The sequence below is a fragment of the Enterobacter sp. FB genome (assembly GCF_000805795.1).
GTDB lineage: Bacteria > Pseudomonadota > Gammaproteobacteria > Enterobacterales > Enterobacteriaceae > Enterobacter > Enterobacter roggenkampii.
In genome coordinates this window covers 227,266-251,363 of sequence record NZ_JSZC01000017.1, presented here as the reverse complement: position 1 = coordinate 251,363, position 24,098 = coordinate 227,266, and the positions used below count along the sequence as shown (strand labels likewise).

Genomic DNA, 24,098 nt, shown 5'->3' with positions numbered 1-24,098 from the left:
CTTTTTATTTACTGCTGGGTACCGTTGTTTTGCAGGGTCAGCAACAGCCCGTCACGGCGCATGGCGGCGGCCTCTTCCGGCTTATGCTGCTTGTCCAGCGTATCGGCAAGCCAGGCGTAGTCGAAGGCGTCCGGACGCTGCTTCAGCGCTGCACGGAAGGCGAGGCTCGCCTCCTGCCATTCGCCGTGCTTCATCAACGACTGGCCGAGCGTGCTCCACAGCAGCGGTCGATCGCCGACGGTTTTAATCTGCTGACGCAGCACTTTTTCGATTTGCTCAGGATTGTTGGTTTTCAGGCGCGGGATCACCATCACCAGACGATCGTCGTACTGACGCTTCAGACCGTCGAGGAGGATCGCCTGAGCCGTGTCGTGATCGTCACATTCGATGAGATGTTCCGCCATCGCCACCTGCAGAGGAACCTGCTGACGCGTTTTACGGCTCTGATTCTTCCACCACGTTTTCAGACCGTCGCTGCCCAGGTCTGCGCGCGCCTGATCCATCAGGCCAATCCACGCCAGACGCTGAAGCTCATCACGATGTTCATCGTCGCCCACCTCGGCCTTCGCCATCGACGGAATGATGTCCAGCAGTGAGCCCCAGGCGCCGGTACGAATATAGGCCTGCTCGGCAAGACGCAGCACTTCCGGATGACGCGGCGCGACTTCCAGCAGACGGTCGATGCCGTGGCGAGCCGCGTGATTCTCATTGCGTGCCAGCTGCAGACGAACGCGCGTGATTTCCACCGGAATCGGGTCGCCGTGAGCCAGCTCAGCCGCTCGCTCCAGATGCTGATTAGCGCGGGCTTCATCACCGCGCTGCTGCGCCGCTTCGGCCGCCAGCAGATAGTTCACCACCGGCTGTTCGGCATGGTCGGCGTTTTTCGACATCAGCTTTTCAACCTGCTGATAGTCACCCTCTGCGAGCTTAAGCAGCGCCTGCTCGGTCTGTTTACGGGCGCGACGGCGCTTACGGCCAACGAACCAGCCGCGGGTATGGGCACCGGTACGGAAAATACGGCGCAGGATCCACTCGATCGCAAACAGCACCACCACGCCAAGGATCAGAATGATCGTCAGACCCGTTACGCTGGTTTCAATGTTGTAGTTATCGGTCTGGATCAGGACATAACCCTGATGACCCGCAAGCATAGGCCCCAGGACGATCCCGGCGATCAGCAGGATAAAGAGTAAGAGGACTTTTAGCATCGTTACTCTCCCTGCGGTGCGCTTTCAGGCGCAGGAGCCGGAGCAGGTGCCGCTCCGCTCGTCTGCTCAGCCGGAACGCCCGGCTGCGCCAGCAGGTTACGCACGCGCGTCTGCATCAGTTTCTCCAGAATCGGCTGGCTGGTCAGCTTGTCCGGCACGTTCATGGTGATGTTCTGCTGACTCAGCTTATCAATGTCTTCGAGGAAGGCGGTGGTCGTCGCATCATCGGTGTTGTAGTAAGCGCGTACCCACGTTGAGACGTTATCCAGCGCCTGTTTATAGGTCTCTTCCTGATGACGCGGCACGGCCTGGGCCGCCACCAGCAGGCGGGAACGAATGTTCTCGCGCAGATAGATGTCCTGGTTCGGCGCGAGCAGCGGTACGGCCGTTTCGTCGCGACGGCGGATAGTGATAAAGCTGTCCATAAAGTTCTGCCAGCTTTTCTGCAGGTTTATGCGCCATTCGCTCAGCGAGCTGGAAAGCTCGGTACCGTCGGAATCCATCGGGGAGTCGTCGTCGTTGTTATCCGCCAGCTGCAGGTTATCAATCTGATTCGACAGCTGATTCACTTTAAGGATAATGCCGTCGTAATCCACCTGCGAAACGGCGGAGAGGCTGGCGATGTCTTCGGTAATCGCGCGACGGGCGGTAATGAGGCTTGGGTCGTTCATGTCCGCCAGGCTTGCATCGGCGCTTTTCAGCAGCGCGGCGGCAGTGGTGACGTCCTGATCGCTCCAGAGCTTACGTCCGGCGAGCTTCACCAGGAAGTCAGCCTGCGAGAGCAGCCAGGTTTTGGCATCGGTGCCGGAAATCGTGGCGACTTTCTGCTGAACTTCACCCAGCTGTTTGGTCAGCTCTTCCTGTTTGCTGTTCGCTTCGGCAAGCGCGGCGGCCTGCTGCTTAATCACGGCTTCCAGCTCGGTTTTCTGCGTCTCCTGCTCTTTTTGCAGGGCAGTGAGCTGATTCACCAGCGCATCGCTGGTGGACGTCTGGTTAGCGCTCTGTTGCTTCACCAGCCCGTATAGGCCAGCCCCCGCTGCCAGCGCAATGGCGATGGCAATCGCGCTCAGCGTGAGGCTTGTTTTGTTGCTGCCGTTTTTCTTCTCAGCGGTTTTCTCAGTCGTCTCTGGCTGTGGCGTCGTCTCCACAGTCTCCCTGGTCTCTTCAACCACGGCGGAGGATTTGTCGTGTTCCGTCATTATGGCTTCCCATTTGAGAGTTATTGTAATGCGCGCAGCAGCGCATCGTTGTCGGCGTTATCAGCGATCCGAATATCCTGCCAGCCCAGTTCCCGGGCCTGGTTCGCCAGACGCTCACTGACGACCAGAAGCCGACAGCGGAGTAACCAGTTTTCGCGATACCAAAGCGGTATCAGCGTCCAAAGCTGTTGTAACATTTCACCGCTGGTGACCACCAGTGTACTGATGCCTCGCGCGTGCCAGCGCATCGCCTCTTCCGCGCCATCGTAGTGTTTTGCACAGCGCTGATAGCACTCAACGAACGTCACGTTCGCACCACGTTCACGCAGCGTTTCGCCCAGCAGCTCGCGCCCCCCATTGCCGCGCAAAATGAGCGCACGCTTTCCGGCAACAGTTTGTAATTCAGGTAATTGTAGCAAGACTTCAGTGATTTCCCGATCTAACGGGTAACGAACGTCCGCGCCGCTTACGGTATGCAGCGCCAGTGCCGTTGTGCGGCCAATCGCGAAATAGCCGGGGGCGGTTGGCCAGGCCATGTCCTGCTGCTGCAGCTGTGCGTGGGCAAATTCCACGGCATGCTGCGACAGCGCAAACAGCAGGTCATCGTCCTGAAGGGTATTCATCTGGTCGGCGAGCGCAGAGAGCTCGCGACCGGGGGAGAATTCAATGAGCGGAAAACTCCAGGCCACCTGCCCCAGTGTGCGCAGACGGCTCACTAACTGCTCTCCTGCGGGAGAAGGGCGGGTGACGAGAATACTCATGCAGGGGGCTCTCCATTATATACGTCAGCCAGGATCTCGCGGGCGCCGTTATCCAGTAACTCTTCCGCCAGCGACACGCCAAGCTGCTCGGCATCTTGCGCGTTACCGCGACGTTCGCCGCGCACCATCTGCGAACCGTCCGGGGCGCCTACCAGCGCGCGCAGCCACAGTTCGCCATTCGTCAATTCAGCATAGCTGCCAATTGGCACCTGGCACCCGCCTTCGAGGCGGGTATTCATCGCCCGCTCCGCTTTTACGCGCGTAGCGGTTTCGTCATGATTCAGTGGGGCAAGCAGCTCGCGGGTACGCACATCGTCCAGACGGCACTCGATGCCGACGGCACCCTGGCCAACAGCGGGCAGTGAGAGCTCTGGCGGCAGCGCTACGCGAATACGTTCTTCCAGCCCCAGACGCTTCAGGCCGGCAACGGCGAGGATAATGGCATCGTAATCGCCATTATCCAGCTTGCCCAGACGCGTGCCGACGTTACCGCGCAGCGAGCGGATGATCAGGTCAGGACGACGCTCCGCCAGCTGACACTGACGGCGTAAACTCGACGTGCCAACCACGCTACCCGCTGGCAGCGCGTCGAGCGAGTCATAGCGGTTAGAGACAAACGCATCGCGCGGGTCTTCGCGCTCGCAGATGGTCACTAGCCCCAGCCCTTCCGGGAACTCGACGGGCACATCTTTCATCGAATGTACGGCGATATCGGCGCGGTTCTCAAGCAATGCCAGTTCCAGTTCTTTGACAAACAGGCCCTTGCCGCCCACTTTCGCCAGCGGCGTATCGAGGATCACGTCACCGCGCGTGACCATCGGCACCAGCTCGACGCGCAATCCACTGTGGCAGGCTTCCAGGCGCTGCTTCACATAATGTGCCTGCCAGAGCGCGAGAGGGCTTTGGCGTGTGGCAATTCTCAAAACATTGTCTAACATGCTTGTTACCGTCATTATCAATCGCTAACCATCCTAACATTGTTGACTCTGGGATGGCAGTTTTACGGTTGATGAAGAGTGAGAGGGACAAGGCGGCGTATTCGTCAGCCAGAGCCGTATTCAGGAATTTACACGTACAGAACGGTGCTACACTTGTATGTAGCGCATCTTTCTTTACGGTCAATCGGCAAGGTGTTAAATTGATCACGTTTTAGACCATTTTTTCGTCGGTACCACCAAAAATGATAAGGGCGAAAAAGGGTAACGGTTATCTTTTTGAAATACTGCGGGTCCGCTGTTACTCGTGTTTTGAATAGCTGCGACACCCGGAAACATCAGGCGATACGTCTTGTACCTCTATATTGAGACTCTGAAACAGAGACTGGATGCCATAAATCAACTGCGTGTGGATCGCGCGCTTGCTGCTATGGGCCCTGCTTTCCAGCAGGTATACAGTCTGCTGCCGACATTATTGCACTATCACCACCCGCTGATGCCTGGCTACCTTGATGGTAACGTTCCCCAGGGCATTTGTCTTTTCACGCCTGATGAAACCCAACAGCATTATTTGAACGAGCTGGAACTCTACCGGGGCATGCCGCCACAGGAGTCCCCGAAAGGTGAACTGCCGATTACCGGCGTTTACTCTATGGGGAGCACCTCATCGGTAGGGCAAAGCTGTTCTTCTGACCTGGACATCTGGGTCTGTCATCAGTCCTGGCTCGATAACGAAGAGCGTCAGCTGCTGCAGCGTAAATGCAGCCTGCTGGAGAGCTGGGCGGCCTCGCTCGGCGTGGAAGTGAGCTTCTTCCTGATTGATGAAAACCGTTTCCGCCATAACGAAAGCGGCAGTCTGGGTGGTGAGGACTGCGGCTCGACCCAGCACATCTTATTGCTGGATGAATTCTACCGTACTGCCGTTCGTCTGGCCGGGAAACGTATTCTGTGGAATATGGTCCCGTGCGAAGAAGAAGAGCATTACGACGATTACGTCATGTCGCTTTATGCGCAGGGCGTACTGACGCCAAACGAATGGCTGGACCTCGGCGGTCTCAGCTCACTGTCTGCGGAAGAGTATTTCGGCGCAAGCCTCTGGCAGCTCTATAAGAGTATCGACTCACCGTACAAAGCGGTGCTGAAAACGCTGCTGCTTGAAGCCTACTCCTGGGAATACCCGACGCCGCGCCTGCTGGCGAAAGACATCAAGCAGCGCCTGCACGACGGGGAGATCGTCTCCTTCGGGCTGGACGCTTACTGCATGATGCTCGAGCGCGTAACCGAATACCTGAAAGCCATTGATGACACCACGCGTCTGGACCTGGTACGTCGATGTTTCTATCTCAAAGTCTGTGAGAAGTTGAGCCGCGAACGCGCCTGCGTGGGCTGGCGTCGTGAAGTGGTCAGCCAGTTAGTAAAAGAGTGGGGATGGGACGACGCGCGTCTGTCCATGCTCGACAACCGGGCCAACTGGAAAATCGATCAGGTGCGTGAAGCGCACAACGAACTGCTCGATGCGATGATGCAAAGCTACCGTAATCTGATCCGCTTTGCGCGCCGCAACAACCTCAGCGTTTCCGCCAGCCCGCAGGACATCGGGGTATTGACCCGTAAGCTGTACGCCGCGTTTGAAGCGCTGCCGGGTAAAGTCACGCTGGTTAACCCGCAGATTTCGCCTGACCTGTCAGAACCGAACCTGACGTTTATCTACGTGCCGCCGGGCCGCGCGAACCGCACCGGGTGGTATCTGTACAACCGTGCGCCAAGCATGGATTCCATCATCAGCCATCAGCCGCTGGAATATAACCGCTATCTGAACAAGCTGGTGGCCTGGGCCTGGTTTAACGGCCTGCTGACCTCGCGCACGCGCCTGTTTATCAAAGGCAACGAGGTGGTCGATCTCGCTAAGCTGCAGGAGATGGTCGCGGATGTGTCGCACCACTTCCCGCTGCGTCTGCCTGCGCCGACGCCAAAAGCGCTCTACAGCCCGTGCGAGATTCGCCATCTGGCGATCATCGTCAACCTGGAATACGACCCGACGGCGGCCTTCCGCAATCAGGTGGTCCATTTTGACTTCCGCAAGCTGGACGTCTTTAGCTTTGGCGAGCAGCAAAACTGCCTGGTGGGCAGCGTGGACCTGCTGTACCGCAACTCGTGGAACGAAGTGCGTACCCTGCACTTCAACGGCGAGCAGGCGATGATCGAAGCGCTGAAAACCATTCTTGGCAAGATGCACCAGGATGCCGCGCCGCCGGACAGCGTGGAAGTGTTCTGCTACAGCCAGCACCTGCGCGGGTTGATTCGTACCCGCGTGCAGCAGCTGGTCTCCGAGTGTATCGAGCTGCGTCTCTCCAGTACCCGTCAGGAAACCGGGCGCTTTAAAGCGCTGCGCGTCTCCGGCCAGACCTGGGGTCTGTTCTTTGAACGTCTCAACGTCTCGGTACAGAAGCTGGAAAACGCCATTGAATTCTACGGCGCGATTTCGCATAACAAGCTGCATGGCCTGTCGGTGCAGGTGGAAACCAACCACGTTAAGCTCCCGCAGGTAGTGGACGGCTTTGCCAGTGAAGGGATTATTCAGTTCTTCTTTGAAGAGTCGGGCGACGATGCCGGGTTCAACATCTACATTCTGGATGAGACCAACCGCGCCGAGGTGTATCACCATTGTGAAGGCAGTAAAGAGGAGCTGGTGCGCGACGTCAGCCGCTTCTACTCCTCTTCGCATGACCGCTTTACCTACGGCTCAAGCTTTATCAACTTTAACCTGCCGCAGTTCTACCAGATTGTGAACGTCGATGGCCGTGCGCAGGTGATCCCGTTCCGCACTCAGGCCGTCACGCCTGCCGCGCCTGCCAATCAGGACACCGCGCCGCTGTTGCAGCAGTATTTCTCCTGAGCCTTTTCGCCGGGTGGCTAATGCTTACCCGGCCTACGGTTCGAGCCGTTGTAGGCCCGGTAAGGCGCAGCCGCCACCGGGCAACAAAACTACCTGAAACGCACTTCCTCACCCGCCTGCGCGGTCGCGGCCTGTTCCAGCAGATCCCAGAACGGTACGCCGCTACGGTCGCACACCCACTCATCACCCTTCAGATCGAAGTGATAGCCGCCCTGTTTGGCCGCCAGCCACACCTGGTGAAGCGGCTCCTGGCGGTTAATAATAATTTTGCTGCCATTTTCGAAGCTCAGGGTCAGAATACCGCCGTTGATTTCACAATCGATATCGCTGTCGCCGTCCCAGTCGTCAAGACGCTCTTCGATGGTCATCCACAGGTTGTCGGCAAGGCGATGGAATTCACTGTCGTTCATGGTTTTGTTCCTGTTTTTCGTGATGCCGGCAGTATAACCCTAAATAATTCCCGTTGCAGGAAAGCGGCAAACTCTTGCTTTTGTGTCTTCTCCTGCGATGATAGAAACAGATTTGAACTTACGGGCAACTTTATAATGAAAAACGCTTTCCGAACGCTTGCCGTTCTCATCACGCTGTTTAGCCTGACTGGCTGCGGACTGAAGGGACCCCTGTACTTTCCGCCTGCGGATAAAACCGCACCGCCGCCGACGAAACCGGTTAACAGCGGCATTGAGTCTTCCACGCCAGATACTAACGACCGTGGCGACAACGGCGGCCCGACTCAGGTTAATCTCTGACGACAACGTTCTGTACCCGCGCAATGGAGCAAATGATGCAGTTCTCTAAAATGCATGGCCTTGGCAACGATTTTATGGTCGTCGACGCGGTAACGCAGAATGTGTTTTTCTCACCGGAACTGATCCGTCGTCTGGCGGATCGGCATCTGGGCGTGGGGTTCGATCAGCTGCTGGTGGTTGAGCCGCCGTACGATCCCGACCTCGATTTCCACTACCGTATTTTTAACGCGGACGGCAGCGAAGTGAACCAGTGCGGCAACGGCGCGCGCTGTTTCGCCCGCTTTGTCCGCCTGAAAGGGCTGACTAACAAGCGTGATATTCGCGTCAGTACAGCCAATGGTCGCATGGTGCTCAGCGTCACCGATGATGAGCTGGTGCGCGTGAACATGGGCGAGCCTAACTTCGAGCCTTCCGTCGTGCCGTTTCGCGCAAACAAAGCGGAAAAGACCTATATTATGCGGGCGGCCGAGCAGACAGTATTGTGCGGCGTCGTCTCTATGGGTAACCCACACTGCGTGATTCAGGTTGATGATGTGGAAACTGCCGCGGTCGAAACGCTCGGCCCGGTGCTGGAAAGCCACGAACGTTTCCCGGAGCGCGCGAACATCGGTTTTATGCAGGTGGTGAAGCGCGAGCACATTCGTCTGCGGGTTTACGAGCGCGGTGCGGGCGAGACGCAGGCCTGCGGAAGCGGAGCCTGTGCGGCAGTGGCCGTGGGTATCTCCCAGGGGTTACTGGCTGAAGAGGTTCGCGTGGAATTACCGGGCGGTCGGCTTGATATCGCCTGGAAAGGACCGGGTCATCCACTGTATATGACGGGCCCGGCGGCACATGTCTATGACGGGTTTATCCATCTATGAAACAACCAGGGGAAGAACTGCAGGAAACAGTGACGGAACTGGACGACAGAGCTGTTGTTGATTATCTGCTGCGCAATCCTGAGTTTTTTATTCGCAATGCACGCGTCGTCGAAGAGATGCGCGTGCCGCATCCGGTTCGCGGAACCGTGTCGCTGGTGGAATGGCACATGGCGCGCGCGCGCAACCACATCAGCCAGCTTGAAGAGAACATGACGCTGCTGATGGAGCAGGCCAGCACCAATGAAAGCCTGTTCTATCGTCTGCTGCATCTGCAGGCGCGTCTGGCGTCGGCGCACAGTCTTGACGAGTTCCTCAGCCGCTTCCACCGCTGGGCCCGCGAGCTGGGGCTGGCGGGTGCAACGATTCGTCTTTTCCCTGACCGCTGGCGCATCGGTGCACCGTCGGGATTTACCCATCTGGCACTGAGCCGTCAGGCGTTTGAACCGCTGCGCATTCAGCGTCTGGGCCATGAGCACCACTATCTGGGGCCGCTTAACGGTCCTGAGCTGCTGGTGGTGTTACCGGAGGCCAAAGCGATTGGCTCGGTGGCGATGTCGCTGATGGGGCGCGATGGCGATCTGGGCGTCATCTTATTTACCAGCCGCGACGCGCATCACTATGAGCAGGGGCAAGCCACGCACCTGCTGCAGGAGATCGCCCTGATGCTGCCTGAGCTGCTGGAGCGCTGGATTGAGCGCGTATGACGGACGGACTGCTCGCCACTGACGTCTCGCGCTTTCTGCGCTATCTCGGCGTGGAACGCCAGCTTAGCCCCATTACGCTGCTTAACTATCAGCGTCAGCTTGATGCCATCATGCAGATCGCCGACGAGATCGGCCTGAAAAGCTGGCAACAATGTGATGCTGCGACGGTACGCGGGTTTGTTGTGCGTAGCCGCAAAAAAAACCTCAGCCCGGCGAGCCTGGCGCTCAGGCTCTCTGCGCTGCGCAGTTTCTTCGACTGGCTGGTCAGCCAGGGCGGCATAAAAGCCAACCCGGCAAAAGGGATCGCCACGCCGAAAGCGCCGCGCCATCTGCCTAAAAATATTGACGTTGATGACGTAAACCGCCTGCTTGATATCGATCTGAACGATCCGCTGGCCGTCCGCGACCGCGCGATGCTGGAGGTGATGTACGGTGCCGGGCTGCGTCTGTCTGAACTCGTCAAACTCGACCTGAAGCATCTCGACCTGGAATCTGGCGAAGTGTGGGTAATGGGGAAGGGCAGCAAAGAGCGCCGCCTGCCGATTGGCCGCAATGCGGTTTCCTGGATTGAGCACTGGCTTGACCTGCGCGGGCTGTTTGGCACCGACGAAGATGCGCTGTTCCTGTCGAAACTCGGCAAGCGGATCTCGGCGCGTAACGTGCAGAAGCGCTTTGCGGAGTGGGGCATTAAGCAGGGGCTAAACAGCCACGTGCATCCGCACAAGCTGCGCCACTCCTTTGCAACACACATGCTTGAGTCAAGCGGCGATCTGCGCGGCGTGCAGGAACTGCTTGGCCACGCGAACCTGTCGACCACACAAATTTATACCCACTTAGACTTCCAACACCTTGCCTCGGTGTATGACGCGGCGCATCCACGCGCCAAACGGGGGAAATAATGCGTTTTTACCGCCCACTCGGTCAGATCTCAGCCCTGACGTTTGACCTTGATGACACTCTTTATGACAACCGCGAGGTGATCCTGCGTACCGAGCAGGAGTCCCTGGCGTTTGTGCAGAACTATCATCCCGCGCTGAAGACGATGCAGAACAAGGACTTCCAGAAGCTGCGTCAGTCCCTGCGGGAGACCGAGCCGGACATTTACCACGACGTGACCGAATGGCGTCGTCGCGCGGTTGAGCAGGCGATGCTGAATGTAGGCCTGAGCGCGCAGGATGCCGCGATTGGGGCGGAAGCGGCCATGGAAAACTTCGCCAAATGGCGCAGCCGTATCGACGTGCCGCAGGAAACTCACGACACGCTGGCGACGCTTGCCGAAAAGTGGCCGCTGGTGGCCATCACCAACGGCAATGCCCAGCCGGAGCTGTTCGGCCTCAGCGATTACTTTGAATTCGTGCTGCGTGCGGGTCCTCACGGGCGCGCGAAGCCGTTCAGCGACATGTACCATCTGGCGGCGGATAAGCTTAACCTGCCGCTGGGTGAGATCCTGCACGTGGGGGATGACCTGACCACAGACGTGGCGGGCGCCATCCGCTGCGGCATGCAGGCCTGCTGGATCAAGCCGGAAAATGCTGACCTGATGATCGCCTCCGATAGCCGTCTTCTGCCGCACGTGGAAATTTCGCGGTTGGCATCCCTCACGACGCTGATATAATCACCAGTAATATTGTATAAATTACCAGGGTTTTGCAGTTGTAGGCCCGGTAAGCGAAGCGCCACCGGGCGTTTTGCTCTGTTCCTGAATACTATGTGACGGTGCCAATGGACGTTTCTTACCTGCTCGACAGCCTTAATGACAAACAGCGTGATGCGGTTGCCGCCTCGCGCACCAACCTGCTGGTGCTGGCTGGAGCGGGCAGTGGTAAGACGCGCGTGCTGGTTCACCGTATCGCCTGGCTGCAGAGCGTGGAAAACTGCGCGCCGTACTCCATCATGGCGGTCACGTTCACCAACAAGGCGGCGGCGGAGATGCGCCACCGCATCGCCCAGCTGATGGGCACCAGCCAGGGCGGCATGTGGGTTGGCACCTTCCACGGTCTGGCGCACCGCCTGCTGCGTGCGCACCACATGGACGCCAACCTGCCGCAGGATTTCCAGATCCTCGACAGCGAAGACCAGCTCCGTCTGCTGAAGCGCCTGATCAAGGCGATGAACCTCGACGAGAAGCAGTGGCCGCCGCGTCAGGCGATGTGGTACATCAACGGTCAGAAAGACGAGGGGCTGCGCCCGCACCATATTCAGAGCTTCGGCAACCCGGTCGAGCAGACCTGGCAGAACGTCTACAAGGCCTATCAGGAAGCGTGCGATCGCGCCGGCCTGGTGGATTTTGCCGAGCTGCTGCTGCGCGCTCACGAGCTGTGGCTCAACAAGCCGCACATCCTGCAGCACTACCGTGAACGCTTCACCAACATTCTGGTGGACGAATTCCAGGATACCAACAACATCCAGTACGCATGGATCCGCCTGCTGGCCGGCGATACCGGCAAGGTGATGATCGTGGGCGATGACGACCAGTCGATCTACGGCTGGCGCGGGGCGCAGGTGGAGAACATTCAGCGCTTCCTCAACGATTTCCCCGGCGCGCAAACCATCCGTCTGGAGCAGAACTACCGCTCTACCAGCAATATCCTGAGCGCGGCTAACGCCCTGATTGAGAACAACAACGGGCGTCTGGGTAAAAAGCTGTGGACCGACGGCGTCGACGGCGAACCGATTTCGATTTACTGCGCCTTCAACGAGCTCGACGAAGCGCGCTTCGTGGTCAACCGCATCAAAACCTGGCAGGACAACGGCGGCGCGCTGGAGCAGTGTGCCATTCTCTATCGCAGCAACGCCCAGTCGCGCGTGCTGGAAGAGGCGCTGCTGCAGGTGGGGATGCCGTACCGCATTTACGGCGGTATGCGCTTCTTCGAACGTCAGGAAATCAAAGATGCGCTCTCGTATCTGCGTCTGATTGCCAACCGTAACGACGACGCGGCGTTTGAACGCGTGGTCAACACGCCGACCCGCGGGATTGGCGACCGCACGCTGGACGTGGTGCGTCAGGCCTCGCGCGACCGTCAGCTGACGCTGTGGCAGGCGTGCCGCGAGCTGCTGCAGGAAAAAGCGCTTGCCGGACGCGCGGCCAGCGCCCTGCAGCGCTTCCTTGAACTGATTGACGCCCTGGCGCAGGAAACCGCCGACATGCCGCTGCACGTGCAGACCGACCGGGTGATTAAAGACTCCGGCCTGCGCACCATGTACGAGCAGGAAAAAGGCGAGAAGGGCCAGACCCGTATTGAGAACTTAGAGGAACTGGTCACGGCAACGCGCCAGTTCAGCTACAACGAAGAAGACGAAGACCTGATGCCGCTGCAGGCGTTCCTCTCCCACGCCGCGCTGGAAGCGGGCGAAGGGCAGGCGGACACCTGGCAGGATGCGGTTCAGCTCATGACGCTGCACTCCGCCAAAGGTCTGGAGTTCCCGCAGGTGTTTATCGTTGGCATGGAAGAGGGGATGTTCCCGAGCCAGATGTCGCTGGATGAAGGCGGACGTCTGGAAGAGGAGCGTCGTCTGGCCTACGTGGGCGTGACGCGAGCGATGCAAAAGCTGACGCTGACCTACGCTGAAACCCGCCGTTTGTATGGCAAAGAGGTCTATCACCGTCCGTCGCGCTTTATCGGTGAACTGCCGGAAGAGTGTGTCGAAGAGGTACGTCTGCGGGCGAGCATCAGCCGTCCGGTCAGCCATCAGCGCATGGGCTCGCCGATAGCGGAAACCGACACCGGCTACAAGCTGGGCCAGCGCGTGCGCCATTCGAAGTTTGGCGAAGGCACCATTGTGAATCTGGAAGGCAGCGGCGAGCACAGCCGCCTGCAGGTGGCGTTCCAGGGGCAGGGGATCAAATGGCTGGTGGCCGCCTACGCGAAGCTGGAAACAGTCTAACTTTCAGAAAAATATCATTATTTTGTAATAATCTGCTAGCCTTATACGTTGAAGGTCAATTAATGCCCTTCAGCGTTTCGTTGCGTGTTGACGCCACAGTTATAGCTGGCGTAACATGCGCGCACGATTACGCTAAGAGGACATTCGCCTTGGACACACCCAGTAGATACTGGCTCAATTCCCTGTCATCCAGGAACAACTCCTAAGGCTATCTCCTCTTGCTGATGGCCTTAGTGGTTGTCAGCGACTGCATTATTCCCGTCGCGCTGAGTCAGGCTGTTTAATGGTCTGAAACCCAATTTGTTTCTGTGTGCCCACCGAACTGTCCGATATTTTTTGCATTGGGAGTCCCGGTCATGTTGAGCGCATTTCAACTCGAAAATAACCGACTGACTCGGCTTGAAGCCGAAGAGTCACAGCCCCTCATTGATGCCGTATGGGTGGATCTGGTCGAGCCGGACGACGATGAGCGCCTTCGCGTACAATCTGAGCTGGGGCAAAGCCTGGCAACGCGCCCGGAACTGGAAGACATCGAAGCATCCGCCCGTTTTTTTGAAGACGAAGACGGCCTGCACATTCACTCCTTCTTCTTTTTCGAAGATGCCGAAGACCACGCGGGCAACTCCACCGTGGCATTTACCATTCGCGACGGCCGCCTGTTTACCCTGCGTGAGCGCGAGCTACCGGCATTCCGCCTCTACCGCATGCGCGCCCGCAGCCAGGCGATGGTGGACGGCAACGCCTATGAGCTGCTGCTCGATCTGTTCGAGACCAAAATTGAACAGCTGGCGGACGAGATTGAAAACATCTACAGCGATCTGGAAAAGCTGAGCCGGGTGATCATGGAAGGCCATCAGGGCGATGAGTATGACGAAGCGCTCTCAACGCTGGCGGAGCTGGAAGATATCGGCTGGAAGGTGCGCTTGTGTCTGATGGATACCCAGCGCGCGCTGAACTTCCTGGTGCGCAAGGCGCGTCTGCCGGGCGGTCAGCTGGAGCAGGCGCGCGAGATCCTGCGCGATATCGAATCCCTGCTGCCGCACAACGAATCCCTGTTCCAGAAGGTGAACTTCCTGATGCAGGCGGCGATGGGCTTTATCAACATCGAGCAGAACCGCATCATCAAGATCTTCTCGGTGGTGTCCGTGGTGTTCCTGCCGCCGACGCTGGTGGCCTCCAGCTACGGGATGAACTTCGAGTTTATGCCGGAGCTGAAGTGGAGCTTTGGCTACCCGGGGGCGATTATCTTCATGATCCTCGCCGGGCTGGCGCCGTATCTCTACTTTAAGCGTCGTAACTGGCTTTGAGAATCCGCCCGGTGGCGCTACGCTTACCGGGCCTACAGATCTTGTAGGCCGGATAAGGCGCAGCCGCCATCCGGCAAAAAGGCCTACAGCCCTTTGCGCCCCCTGCGCTGGGTATAAATCGCATCCGCAACAAAGATCGCCAATGCCACCCAGATAAAGGCGAACGTCACCATCTTATCCGCGCCCGGCACTTCGCCGTAAAACACCACTGCCAGCAGGAACATCAGCGTCGGGCCAATGTACTGGAAGAAGCCCAGCGTGGAGAGACGCAGGCGCGTCGCTGCACCGGTGAAGCACAGCAGTGGAATGGTGGTTACCACGCCCGCCGCCATCAGCATCAGGTTCAGCGACCACGGATTGCTGCCCATGTGGCTGGTTGGGCTGTCGGCGATGCCGAAGAGATAAATCGCCGCCACCGGCAGCAGCCACAGGGTTTCAAACAGCATCCCCGTCTGCGCTTCCACCGCAATCTTCTTACGCACCAGGCCGTAGAAGGCAAAGCTGAACGCCAGACCGAGGGCGATGATTGGCAGCGAGCCGAACGTCCACAGCTGCACCAGCACGCCGCAGAAGGCCAGAATCACCGCCACCCACTGCATCCGGCGGAAGCGCTCACCGAGGAAAATCATCCCCAGCACGATGTTCACCAGCGGGTTAATGAAGTACCCCAGGCTCGCTTCGAGCATGTGATGGTTATTCACTGCCCAGATAAACAGCAGCCAGTTACCGCCAATCAGCACGGCAGAGAGCGCCAGCAGGAAGATCTTCTTCGGGGTCTGCAGCAGCGTTTTGACGCCCGACCACTGACGGCTGAGGCTCATCAGCGCAATCATAAAGAAAAACGACCAGATGACGCGGTGAGTGAGGATCTCATCAGCCGGAACGTAGGCGATTAGCTTGAAGTACGCCGGGGCGATACCCCAAATAAAATAAGCGGCAAGGGCGAGTAAAACGCCCTGCCGCGTCTGTTTAGCATCCATCGGGAAAATCCGTTACAAAAAAGTGAATCAATTTTACCCGATTTTGCCGCCTCAACCCACCATATAAGTGGCGGTTGCGCTGGCGATATAAACCTGTTCTTCGTTGTGTAATTCCACGCGCGCCACGGCAACTTTATTCCCGGCGCGCAGCAGGCTGCTGGTACAGGTGAAGCGGTTTCCGCGCCCCGGGCGAAGATAGTCGACGCGCAAATCAATGGTGCCCATGCGCGCCAGACGCTGGCGAAGTTCGTCTTCGTTGATGGTGTCATGGCGCGTCAGCGTACTGCCCACGCAGACCAGTCCTGCTGCCACGTCCAGCGCGGAGGCAATCACCCCGCCATGCAGAATACTTTGCGCCCAGTTCCCGACCATCATCGGCTGGTTATTGAAACTCAGCTGGGCAAAGTCTTTCTCGTAGCGCTCCAGCTCCAGTCCCAGCGCACGGTTAAACGGCATATGGTAAACAAATATCTCGCCCACGAGTTTTAACACTTCTTCGGCGGTAAGCATGGCTGACATGAGGCATCACATCCTTATTGTTAACGAAATGTTGATTTTATGCCTCAGCAACAAGGAATGCTACTTTCAGAAACGAGGATGCAGCAGTTGTCTCAGAAGTCTGTAGAATGTTCGCCACATAACTATTCAGGTAATTTTACTCTTTTGCAGGAGAACACCACCGATGCGGACGTATCTGGCCTGGTTACTGGCGGCGATTTCGCTGCCCCTCACAGCCTATGCGCAGGAAGCGACAATTAAAGAGGTGCATGATAAGCCTGCCGTGCACGGTAGCATTATCGCGAACCTTCTTCAGGAGCATGACAATCCGTTCACGCTCTATCCGTACGACACCAACTACGTGATTTACACCCAGACCAGCGACCTCAACAAAGAGGCGATAAGCTCCTATAACTGGTCTGATAATGCGCGTAAAGATGAGGTGAAGTTCCAGCTCAGCCTCGCGTTCCCGTTCTGGCGCGGCATTCTGGGGCCGAACTCGGTGCTCGGTGCGTCTTACACGCAGAAGTCCTGGTGGCAGCTCTCTAACAGCGGGGAATCCTCGCCGTTCCGCGAAACCAACTACGAGCCGCAGCTGTTCCTCGGCTTCGCAACGGATTATGAATTCGCCGGCTGGACGCTGCGCGACGTCGAAGTGGGCTTTAACCATGATTCTAACGGACGTTCCGATCCGACATCCCGTAGCTGGAACCGCGCCTATACGCGCCTGATGGCGCAGAACGGTAACTGGATGGTGGAGGTGAAGCCGTGGTATGTGGTCGGCAGCACTGATGACAACCCGGACATCACCAAATACATGGGCTACTACCAGCTCAAAGTCGGCTATCAGCTGGGCGATGCCGTACTGAGCGCGAAGGGGCAGTATAACTGGAATACCGGTTACGGCGGCGCGGAAGTGGGCTTAAGCTATCCTATGACGAAGCACGTTCGCATCTATACGCAGGTCTACAGCGGTTACGGCGAGTCGCTTATCGATTACAACTTCAACCAGACCCGCGTCGGCGTGGGCGTGATGCTGAACGATATTCTCTAGGTTGCTCGAATGTTTTTGCGTTAAACGTTGAAGTTTCTCTCTCAGGCGCTGAAAATAGCGCCTGTTTTATTTTTCGCATATGGGGTTAATGTGGCGCAGGCGGAAGTATTGAATCAGGAGTCGCTGGCTAAACAGGTTTTGCATGAAACCTTTGGCTACCAGCAGTTCCGCCCTGGCCAGGAAACCATCATTGAAACGGTGCTGCAAGGCCGTGACTGCCTGGTGGTGATGCCGACCGGCGGCGGTAAGTCCCTCTGTTATCAGGTGCCCGCGCTGGTGCTCAACGGCCTGACGGTCGTGGTATCCCCGCTCATTTCGCTAATGAAAGACCAGGTTGACCAGCTGCTCGCCAACGGCGTCGCGGCGGCCTGTCTGAACTCGACGCAAACCCGGGAGCAGCAGCAAGAGGTGATGGCCGGGTGCCGCACCGGGCAGATCCGCCTGCTGTATATCGCGCCGGAACGCCTGATGCTGGATAACTTCCTCGACCATCTCGCGCACTGGAATCCGGTTCTGCTGGCGGTGGATGAAGCGCACTGTATCTCCCAGTGGGGACACGATTTCCGCCCGGAATACGCCGCCCTCGGCCAGCTGCGTCAGCGCTTCCCCGAGCTGCCGTTTATGGCGCTTACCGCCACGGCGGATGACACCACGCGCCTGGATATCGTTCGCCTGCTGGGGCTGAACGACCCGTATATTCAGGTCAGCAGCTTCGACCGTCCGAACATCCGCTACATGCTGATGGAAAAATTCAAGCCGCTGGATCAGCTCCTGCGCTACGTCCAGGAGCAGCGCGGCAAGTCCGGCATCATCTACTGCAATAGCCGCGCAAAGGTGGAAGACACCGCTGCGCGTCTGCAAAACCGTGGCTTTAGCGCGGCGGCATACCATGCCGGGTTAGAGAACCACATCCGCGCCGACGTGCAGGAAAAATTCCAGCGCGACGACCTGCAAATCGTCGTCGCGACGGTGGCGTTCGGGATGGGGATCAACAAGCCCAACGTGCGCTTTGTGGTGCACTTCGACATTCCGCGCAATATCGAATCCTACTATCAGGAAACCGGTCGCGCCGGGCGTGACGGCCTGCCTGCAGAAGCGATGCTGTTTTACGATCCGGCCGATATGGCGTGGCTGCGTCGCTGTCTGGAAGAGAAGCCGCAGGGCCAGTTGCAGGATATCGAGCGCCACAAGCTCAACGCGATGGGCGCGTTTGCCGAAGCGCAAACCTGCCGTCGTCTGGTGCTGCTCAACTACTTTGGTGAAGGACGGCAGGAGCCGTGCGGTAACTGCGATATCTGCCTGGATCCCCCAAAACAGTACGATGGCCTGATGGACGCGCGTAAGGCGCTCTCGACCATTTACCGCGTGAACCAGCGCTTCGGGATGGGCTACGTGGTGGAAGTGCTGCGCGGTGCCAACAACCAGCGTATCCGCGACATGGGCCACGACAAGCTGCCTGTCTACGGTATTGGCAAGGACCAGAGCCACGAGCACTGGGTCAGCATCATTCGTCAGCTGATTCACCTCGGCTTCGCTACGCAGAACATTGCTCAGCACTCCGCGCTACAGCTGACCGAAGCGGCGCGTCCGGTGCTGCGCGGTGACGTTGAACTGAAGCTCGCCGTGCCGCGCGTGGTCGCCCTCAAGCCGCGCGTGATGCAGAAATCCTATGGCGGCAACTACGACCGCAAGCTGTTCGCCAAACTGCGCAAGCTGCGTAAGGCCATCGCTGATGAAGAGAACATCCCGCCATACGTGGTGTTCAACGACGCGACGCTCATTGAGATGGCCGAGCAGATGCCGCTCAGCGCCAGCGAAATGCTCAGCGTCAACGGCGTCGGTACGCGCAAGCTGGAGCGCTTCGGTAAAGAGTTTATGGCGCTCATCCGTTCCCACGTTGATGGTGATGATGAGGAGTAGTCAGCCGGGCGAAAAAGTGCCAGGATGATGACTCACTGAATTATTTCCCCGCGAGCTAATTATGTTAATGCTATTTCTCACCGTGGCGTTAGTGCACATCGTTGCGCTGATGAGCCCGGGACCTGACTTTTTCTTCGTGTCGCAAACGGCCGTCAGCCGCTCCCGCAAGGAGGCGATGATGGGTGTGCTCGGTATCACCATGGGCGTTATGGTCTGGGCGGCGGTCGCGCTGCTCGGTCTGAACCTGATCCTGGCGAAGATGGCCTGGCTGCATAACATCATTATGGTCGGCGGCGGGCTGTACCTGTGCTGGATGGGCTACCAGATGCTGCGCGGGGCGCTGAAAAAAGAAGAGAAAAAACCGGAAGAGCCAAAGGTCGAGCTGGCAACGGGCGGCCGCAGCTTTGTAAAAGGGCTGCTGACCAACCTGGCGAACCCGAAAGCGATTATCTATTTCGGCTCCGTGTTCTCGCTGTTTGTGGGTGATAGCGTCGGTGCGGGCGCACGCTGGGGCATCTTCCTGCTGATCGTCGTTGAAACCTTTGCCTGGTTTACCATCGTGGCCAGTCTGTTCGCCTTACCGGCGATGCGCCGCGGCTACCAGCGTATTGCGAAGTGGATCGACGGCTTCGCCGGCGCGCTGTTCGCCGGCTTCGGCATTCATCTCATCATTTCTCGCTAAGCATGACGCGCTGACGCAAGCAGCGCGCCAACCAGCATAAACAGCGAACCAAAGACTTTATTCAGGGCCTTCATCTGCTTAGGCCCTTTAATCCACGCCGCAATCCGCTGCGCCAGCGTCGCGTAACCAATCATGACGATAATATCGACGATAATGGTGGTCGCGCCCAGCACTACGTACTGCATCACCTGCGGCTGATGCGGCACGATAAACTGCGGGAACAGCGCGGCGAGGAAAACGATGCTCTTCGGGTTGGTCAGGTTGACGAAAACCGCACGCTTAAACAGATGACCGCGGTTTTGCGTCTGAGCGAGCGTATTCAGGTTAATGGAGCCTGCCGCGCGCCACTGCTGGATGCCGAGCCAAATCAGATAGGCCGCCCCGGCCCATTTCAGCACTTCAAAGGCCAGTACGGAGCGGGAGAACAGGGTGCCCAGACCAATCCCGACCAGCACGATATGAATGCCCAGCCCGGTCTGCAAACCGGCAATGGACGCCGCCGCGCCGCGATAGCCGTGGTTGATGGAGGTGGTCATGGTGTTAATGGCGCCCGAGCCCGGTGAAAGGCTAAGGATGATGGATGTCAGCAGGTAAGCGAACCACCACTCGAAGGTCATTTGAAACTCCCGAATTGTCTGTTTTTATGCCACAATACGCTATTGTTGAGTCATTTTGTGACCGGTTACGAAAAAACGATATTCCTTGGCTTAGGTGAGTAGAAACCCAATGTTTCAGCAGAAAAAGGACTGGGAAACACGAGAAAACGCATTTGCTGCTTTCTCCATGGGGCCGCTGACCGATTTCTGGCGCCAGCGTGAGGAAGATGAGTTTACGGGCGTCGGCGATATTCCAGTACGCTTTGTGCGTTTTCACGACAAGAAAAATGACCGGGTCATTGTGGTCTGCCCCGGACGTATTGAGAGCTACATCAAATATGCCGAACTGGCCTATGACCTGTTCCATCTGGGCTTCGATGTGCTGATTATCGATCACCGCGGGCAGGGGCTGTCAGGGCGACTGTTATCGGATACCCATCGCGGCCACGTGGATAACTTCAGCGATTACGTCGACGATCTCGCCGCGTTCTGGCAGCAGGAGGTCGAGCCAGGCCCCTGGCGGAAGCGCTATATTCTGGCGCACTCAATGGGCGGTGCGATTTCAACGCTGTTTTTACAGCGCCACGCTCACCAGTGCGACGCCATTGCGCTCACCGCGCCGATGTATGGCATCGTCATGCGTTTTCCTGACTGGATGGTACGCCATATTCTCGACTGGGCTGAGGGCCATCAGCGCATTCGGGAAGGCTATGCCATCGGGACGGGACGCTGGCGGGCGCTGCCGTTTGCGATGAACGTGCTGACGCACAGTCGCCAGCGCTATCGTCGTAACCTGCGTTTTTATGCCGATGAGCCCCGCCTGCGCGTGGGTGGCCCGACATATCACTGGGTACGGGAAGGTATCCTTGCCGGTGAGCAGGTGCTGGCTGGTGTCGACAACGACGACACGCCAACACTCCTGATTCAGGCGGAAGAAGAGCGTGTGGTGGATAACCGCATGCATGACCGCTATTGTGAACTGCGCGCTGCCGCCGGTCACCCTTGTGAAGGGGGAAAACCGCTGGTCATTAACGGCGCGTACCATGAGATCCTTTTTGAAAAGGACGCTATGCGCTCAGTCGCGCTCAACGCCATTGTTGAATTTTTCAACAGGCATAATTGATTTTTGTTTTCCACCAGAGGTTGAAATCCCTATGTACCAGGTTGTTGCATCTGATTTAGATGGCACGCTGCTTTCCCCTGACCACACGCTGTCGCCATACGCGAAAGAGACCCTGAAGCTTCTGACCGCCCGTGGCGTGAACTTCGTATTTGCCACTGGCCGCCACCACGTCGACGTGGGGCAGATCCGCGATAATCTTGAGATCAAATCGTACATGATCACCTCCAATGGTGCGCGTGTGCATGATACCGACGGCAACCTGATTTTTACCCACAACCTGGATCGCGATATTGCCGCCGATCTGTTCGGCGTGGTGCACAACAACCCGGCTATCGTTACGAACGTTTACCGCGACGACGACTGGTTCATGAACCGCCACCGCCCGGATGAGATGCGTTTCTTCAAGGAAGCCGTATTCAACTACTCCCTGTACGAGCCAGGCCTGCTGGAGCCGGAAGGGATCAGCAAGGTGTTCTTCACCTGCGACAGCCACGAAGAGCTACTCCCGCTGGAACAGGCGATCAACGCCCGCTGGGGCGATCGCGTCAACGTCAGCTTCTCAACCCTGACCTGTCTGGAAGTGATGGCGGGAGGCGTCTCCAAAGGGCACGCGCTGGAAGCGGTCGCGAAACGTCTGGGCTTCGAGCTGAAAGACTGTATCGCCTTTGGCGACGGCATGAACGATGCTGAAATGCTGTCGATGGCGGGTAAGGGCTGCATCATGCAGAACGCGCATCAGCGTCTGAAAGATCTGCACCCGGAGCTGGAGGTGATTGGTTCTAACGCTGACAACGCGGTACCGAAATACCTGCGCAAGCTGTTCCTTGAATAATCTTTATTCGGTTGTTTATTGCTCAGTTGTCAACTAAAGAGTTCGCTACAATGCCTGTCCTTCTTTCTGAGAGACAAGCATTGTGGCGCTACTCATTATCACCACTATCCTGTGGGCCTTCTCCTTTAGCCTGATTGGCGAATACCTTGCCGGTTCGGTCGACAGCTACTTCTCGGTGCTGATGCGCGTGGGGCTGGCGGCGCTGGTGTTCCTGCCGTTTCTGCGCACGCGCGGGCAGTCGCTGAAAACGATTGTGCTGTATATGCTGGTGGGGGCGATGCAGCTCGGCATCATGTACCTGTTCAGCTTCCGGGCTTACGTCTACCTGTCCGTCTCGGAATTCCTGCTGTTCACCGTGCTAACGCCGCTCTATATCACGCTGATCTACGATTTGCTTAGCAAGCGCCGCCTGCGTTGGGGATATCTGCTGAGTGCGGCGCTGGCGGTGATTGGCGCGGCAATTATTCGCTACGACAAAGTGAGCGATCACTTCTGGACCGGGCTGATGTTCGTCCAGCTCGCCAACATCAGCTTCGCCATCGGCATGGTGGGCTACAAACGCCTGATGGAAACCCGTCCGATGCCCCAGCATAACGCGTTTGCGTGGTTCTACATGGGGGCCGCGATCGTCGCGGTGGCGGCGTGGTTTATGCTGGGTAACCCGCAAAAGCTGCCTACCACCACCGTACAGTGGGGTGTTCTGGTCTGGCTGGGCGTCGTGGCTTCCGGGTTGGGGTACTTCATGTGGAACTACGGCGCGACGCAGGTCGACGCCGGTACGCTCGGGATCATGAACAACGTACATGTTCCTGCAGGGCTGCTGGTCAACCTTGCCATCTGGCAACAACAGCCGCACTGGCCAAGCTTCCTTATTGGGGGAGCGGTGATCCTGGCTTCGCTGTGGGTCCATCGACGCTGGGTCGCTCCGCGCTCCGCACAAACGGAAGATGGTCGCACGCGTGGTTCCGCGCTGAGCGAATAAACGCCTCCGTAATCGGCTGACGCTGCTCGCCATCGCGCACGGCGGCGTACAGCCGGCTCCACAGTCCTTCACCCAGGGTTTTGGTGACCACCAGGCCCTGGCGTTCAAAACTCTCCACCACCCAGTGCGGCAGCGCCGCGATACCCATGCTGGCCGCCACCATCTGAATCAACAGCAAGGTGTTATCCACGCTTTTCAGCTGCGGGCTAATGCCTGCCGGCTGCAGGAAGTGACGCCAGATATCCAGACGACTGCGCTGCACCGGGTAAATCAGCAGCGTTTCCGTTGCCAGGTCTTCCGGCGTGATGCGCGTTTTGGTCGCCAGCGGATGGTCCGGTGCCAGCACCAGGCGCACCTCATAATCAAACATCGGTGAATAGTACAGGCCGCTGCGCGGCAGAATATCGGACGTCATCACCAGATCCAGCTCGCCCTGCTGCAGCGAGGGCTGCGGGTCGAACGTCACGCCGGATTTAAAGTCCATCTCCACCTGCGGCCACTTCTGGCGGAAGTTCTCAAGCGCGGGGGTCAGCCACTGAATACAGCTGTGGCACTCAATGGCGATACGCAGCGTGGTCTGCTGCGGTTCGTTACACGCCTGCAGCGCGCTGGCGATCTGCGGCAGAACCTGATTCGCCAGCTGAAGCAAAATTTCGCCCTGCGGCGTAAAGCGCAGCGGCTGGCTCTTACGCACAAAAAGACGGAAGCCGAGGCGTTGTTCCAGATCGCTGAACTGGTGAGAAAGGGCGGACTGGGTCTGGTGCAGCGTGGCCGCCGCTGCCGCGAGCGATCCGCAGTTCCGCAACGCTTGCAGCGTTTTCAGGTGTTTTATCTCGATCATGAAAGTCCTTCACTTCGCCATGAACATTTTGCGCTTGAGGAATATACAGTACCTGCCAATTATAGAAGTGTAAACATCTGGACGTC

General features: G+C 58.0%; 24 protein-coding genes. 15 read left to right on the top strand and 9 right to left on the bottom strand.

Features of this window, described 5'->3' with window-relative positions:
* Positions 1–8: 8 nt before the first annotated feature.
* From hemY to hemC, 4 genes are read right to left on the bottom strand one after another with little or no spacing between them, the layout of a single operon-like run.
* Entirely contained in the window at positions 9–1,208 is a 1,200-nt protein-coding gene (gene hemY / locus PI91_RS23410) for a protoheme IX biogenesis protein HemY (protein WP_023293568.1), read from the bottom strand.
* 2 nt (positions 1,209–1,210) lie between these two features.
* Positions 1,211–2,407: a uroporphyrinogen-III C-methyltransferase gene (gene hemX, locus PI91_RS23405; RefSeq protein WP_008501550.1), complete on the bottom strand. Its 1,197-nt coding sequence runs from the start codon at positions 2,405–2,407 to the stop codon at positions 1,211–1,213.
* 20 nt (positions 2,408–2,427) lie between these two features.
* Positions 2,428–3,168: a uroporphyrinogen-III synthase gene (gene hemD / locus PI91_RS23400; protein WP_039267202.1), complete on the bottom strand. Its 741-nt coding sequence runs from the start codon at positions 3,166–3,168 to the stop codon at positions 2,428–2,430.
* Positions 3,165–4,106 carry a hydroxymethylbilane synthase gene (gene hemC, locus PI91_RS23395; RefSeq protein WP_032635435.1) on the bottom strand — a complete coding sequence of 314 codons (942 nt, stop codon included), beginning with the start codon at positions 4,104–4,106 and terminating at the stop codon, positions 3,165–3,167. Before hemC ends, hemD begins: the two co-directional genes overlap by 4 nt.
* Before the next feature lie 349 nt (positions 4,107–4,455).
* Here hemC and cyaA point away from each other — a divergent pair, with 349 nt between their 5' ends.
* Complete coding sequence (gene cyaA, locus PI91_RS23390) at positions 4,456–6,999, top strand: class I adenylate cyclase (RefSeq protein ID WP_008501547.1); 2,544 nt, start codon at positions 4,456–4,458, stop codon at positions 6,997–6,999.
* Positions 7,000–7,088: 89 nt separating this feature from the next.
* Here the strand turns inward: cyaA and cyaY are convergent, their stop codons facing one another.
* On the bottom strand, positions 7,089–7,409 hold the full coding sequence (gene cyaY, locus PI91_RS23385; protein ID WP_008501546.1) for an iron donor protein CyaY: 321 nt from the start codon (positions 7,407–7,409) through the stop codon (positions 7,089–7,091).
* 135 nt (positions 7,410–7,544) lie between these two features.
* Here cyaY and PI91_RS23380 point away from each other — a divergent pair, with 135 nt between their 5' ends.
* The 8 genes from PI91_RS23380 (at position 7,545) to corA (ending at position 14,504) form a co-directional block, all read left to right on the top strand.
* A complete protein-coding gene (locus PI91_RS23380) occupies positions 7,545–7,748 on the top strand; it encodes a lipoprotein (RefSeq protein WP_021242847.1) in 204 nt (67 codons plus the stop codon).
* A 35-nt stretch (positions 7,749–7,783) separates the two neighbouring features.
* Positions 7,784–8,608 carry a diaminopimelate epimerase gene (gene dapF, locus PI91_RS23375; protein WP_008501545.1) on the top strand — a complete coding sequence of 275 codons (825 nt, stop codon included), beginning with the start codon at positions 7,784–7,786 and terminating at the stop codon, positions 8,606–8,608.
* Positions 8,605–9,312, top strand: a complete 708-nt coding sequence (locus tag PI91_RS23370; RefSeq protein ID WP_008501544.1) for a DUF484 domain-containing protein — start codon at positions 8,605–8,607, stop codon at positions 9,310–9,312. The genes dapF and PI91_RS23370 overlap by 4 nt, the downstream gene beginning before the upstream one ends.
* Entirely contained in the window at positions 9,309–10,211 is a 903-nt protein-coding gene (gene xerC / locus PI91_RS23365; protein WP_039267200.1) for a tyrosine recombinase XerC, read from the top strand. The genes PI91_RS23370 and xerC overlap by 4 nt, the downstream gene beginning before the upstream one ends.
* Entirely contained in the window at positions 10,211–10,927 is a 717-nt protein-coding gene (gene yigB / locus PI91_RS23360; RefSeq protein WP_008501542.1) for a 5-amino-6-(5-phospho-D-ribitylamino)uracil phosphatase YigB, read from the top strand. Before xerC ends, yigB begins: the two co-directional genes overlap by 1 nt.
* A 107-nt stretch (positions 10,928–11,034) precedes the next feature.
* Complete coding sequence (gene uvrD / locus PI91_RS23355) at positions 11,035–13,197, top strand: DNA helicase II (RefSeq protein ID WP_039267199.1); 2,163 nt, start codon at positions 11,035–11,037, stop codon at positions 13,195–13,197.
* 149 nt (positions 13,198–13,346) lie between these two features.
* A complete protein-coding gene (ysgD, locus tag PI91_RS26525; protein WP_212743980.1) occupies positions 13,347–13,403 on the top strand; it encodes a YsgD/CorL family protein in 57 nt (18 codons plus the stop codon).
* A gap of 150 nt (positions 13,404–13,553) precedes the next feature.
* Entirely contained in the window at positions 13,554–14,504 is a 951-nt protein-coding gene (gene corA, locus PI91_RS23350; protein WP_008501540.1) for a magnesium/cobalt transporter CorA, read from the top strand.
* Positions 14,505–14,587: 83 nt separating this feature from the next.
* On the opposite strand, the gene rarD is transcribed toward corA, so the two are convergent.
* Together rarD and yigI are read right to left on the bottom strand one after the other, a co-directional pair.
* Positions 14,588–15,484 carry an EamA family transporter RarD gene (gene rarD, locus PI91_RS23345; protein ID WP_008501539.1) on the bottom strand — a complete coding sequence of 299 codons (897 nt, stop codon included), beginning with the start codon at positions 15,482–15,484 and terminating at the stop codon, positions 14,588–14,590.
* Between the two features lie 51 nt (positions 15,485–15,535).
* Entirely contained in the window at positions 15,536–16,003 is a 468-nt protein-coding gene (gene yigI, locus PI91_RS23340) for an acyl-CoA thioesterase YigI (protein ID WP_008501538.1), read from the bottom strand.
* Positions 16,004–16,166: 163 nt separating this feature from the next.
* On the opposite strand from yigI, the gene pldA reads away from it, so the two are divergent.
* From pldA to rhtC, 3 genes are all read left to right on the top strand, one after another.
* Positions 16,167–17,036 carry a phospholipase A gene (gene pldA / locus PI91_RS23335; RefSeq protein ID WP_008501537.1) on the top strand — a complete coding sequence of 290 codons (870 nt, stop codon included), beginning with the start codon at positions 16,167–16,169 and terminating at the stop codon, positions 17,034–17,036.
* A 90-nt stretch (positions 17,037–17,126) separates the two neighbouring features.
* A complete protein-coding gene (gene recQ, locus PI91_RS23330; RefSeq protein ID WP_021242852.1) occupies positions 17,127–18,956 on the top strand; it encodes an ATP-dependent DNA helicase RecQ in 1,830 nt (609 codons plus the stop codon).
* Positions 18,957–19,017: 61 nt separating this feature from the next.
* Positions 19,018–19,638 (top strand): threonine export protein RhtC, encoded by a 621-nt coding sequence (gene rhtC / locus PI91_RS23325; protein WP_010426287.1) that lies wholly within the window; start codon positions 19,018–19,020, stop codon positions 19,636–19,638.
* On the opposite strand, the gene rhtB is transcribed toward rhtC, so the two are convergent.
* Positions 19,635–20,255: a homoserine/homoserine lactone efflux protein gene (rhtB, locus tag PI91_RS23320; protein ID WP_008501533.1), complete on the bottom strand. Its 621-nt coding sequence runs from the start codon at positions 20,253–20,255 to the stop codon at positions 19,635–19,637. The two genes, rhtC and rhtB, sit on opposite strands and share 4 nt — an antisense overlap.
* Positions 20,256–20,364: 109 nt before the next feature.
* Here rhtB and pldB point away from each other — a divergent pair, with 109 nt between their 5' ends.
* From pldB to PI91_RS23305, 3 genes are all read left to right on the top strand, one after another.
* A complete protein-coding gene (pldB, locus tag PI91_RS23315) occupies positions 20,365–21,357 on the top strand; it encodes a lysophospholipase L2 (RefSeq protein WP_008501532.1) in 993 nt (330 codons plus the stop codon).
* A 31-nt stretch (positions 21,358–21,388) separates the two neighbouring features.
* Entirely contained in the window at positions 21,389–22,189 is an 801-nt protein-coding gene (yigL, locus tag PI91_RS23310) for a sugar/pyridoxal phosphate phosphatase YigL (RefSeq protein ID WP_021242854.1), read from the top strand.
* An 82-nt stretch (positions 22,190–22,271) separates the two neighbouring features.
* Positions 22,272–23,171, top strand: a complete 900-nt coding sequence (locus PI91_RS23305; RefSeq protein WP_008501530.1) for a carboxylate/amino acid/amine transporter — start codon at positions 22,272–22,274, stop codon at positions 23,169–23,171.
* Here PI91_RS23305 and metR read toward each other — a convergent pair.
* Positions 23,059–24,012: an HTH-type transcriptional regulator MetR gene (metR, locus tag PI91_RS23300; RefSeq protein WP_039267198.1), complete on the bottom strand. Its 954-nt coding sequence runs from the start codon at positions 24,010–24,012 to the stop codon at positions 23,059–23,061. The two genes, PI91_RS23305 and metR, sit on opposite strands and share 113 nt — an antisense overlap.
* Positions 24,013–24,098: the final 86 nt, after the last annotated feature.

Bases quoted from the DNA above. Each gene is read 5' to 3' on its own strand.
- hemY (WP_023293568.1), bottom strand. From the start codon at position 1,208: ATGCTAAAAGTCCTCTTACTCTTTATCCTGCTGATCGCCGGGATCGTC.
- hemX (WP_008501550.1), bottom strand. From the start codon at position 2,407: ATGACGGAACACGACAAATCCTCCGCCGTGGTTGAAGAGACCAGGGAG.
- hemD (WP_039267202.1), bottom strand. From the start codon at position 3,168: ATGAGTATTCTCGTCACCCGCCCTTCTCCCGCAGGAGAGCAGTTAGTG.
- hemC (WP_032635435.1), bottom strand. From the start codon at position 4,106: ATGTTAGACAATGTTTTGAGAATTGCCACACGCCAAAGCCCTCTCGCG.
- cyaY (WP_008501546.1), bottom strand. From the start codon at position 7,409: ATGAACGACAGTGAATTCCATCGCCTTGCCGACAACCTGTGGATGACC.
- PI91_RS23380 (WP_021242847.1), top strand. From the start codon at position 7,545: ATGAAAAACGCTTTCCGAACGCTTGCCGTTCTCATCACGCTGTTTAGC.
- dapF (WP_008501545.1), top strand. From the start codon at position 7,784: ATGCAGTTCTCTAAAATGCATGGCCTTGGCAACGATTTTATGGTCGTC.
- PI91_RS23370 (WP_008501544.1), top strand. From the start codon at position 8,605: ATGAAACAACCAGGGGAAGAACTGCAGGAAACAGTGACGGAACTGGAC.
- xerC (WP_039267200.1), top strand. From the start codon at position 9,309: ATGACGGACGGACTGCTCGCCACTGACGTCTCGCGCTTTCTGCGCTAT.
- yigB (WP_008501542.1), top strand. From the start codon at position 10,211: ATGCGTTTTTACCGCCCACTCGGTCAGATCTCAGCCCTGACGTTTGAC.
- uvrD (WP_039267199.1), top strand. From the start codon at position 11,035: ATGGACGTTTCTTACCTGCTCGACAGCCTTAATGACAAACAGCGTGAT.
- corA (WP_008501540.1), top strand. From the start codon at position 13,554: ATGTTGAGCGCATTTCAACTCGAAAATAACCGACTGACTCGGCTTGAA.
- rarD (WP_008501539.1), bottom strand. From the start codon at position 15,484: ATGGATGCTAAACAGACGCGGCAGGGCGTTTTACTCGCCCTTGCCGCT.
- yigI (WP_008501538.1), bottom strand. From the start codon at position 16,003: ATGTCAGCCATGCTTACCGCCGAAGAAGTGTTAAAACTCGTGGGCGAG.
- pldA (WP_008501537.1), top strand. From the start codon at position 16,167: ATGCGGACGTATCTGGCCTGGTTACTGGCGGCGATTTCGCTGCCCCTC.
- rhtC (WP_010426287.1), top strand. From the start codon at position 19,018: ATGTTAATGCTATTTCTCACCGTGGCGTTAGTGCACATCGTTGCGCTG.
- rhtB (WP_008501533.1), bottom strand. From the start codon at position 20,255: ATGACCTTCGAGTGGTGGTTCGCTTACCTGCTGACATCCATCATCCTT.
- pldB (WP_008501532.1), top strand. From the start codon at position 20,365: ATGTTTCAGCAGAAAAAGGACTGGGAAACACGAGAAAACGCATTTGCT.
- yigL (WP_021242854.1), top strand. From the start codon at position 21,389: ATGTACCAGGTTGTTGCATCTGATTTAGATGGCACGCTGCTTTCCCCT.
- metR (WP_039267198.1), bottom strand. From the start codon at position 24,012: ATGATCGAGATAAAACACCTGAAAACGCTGCAAGCGTTGCGGAACTGC.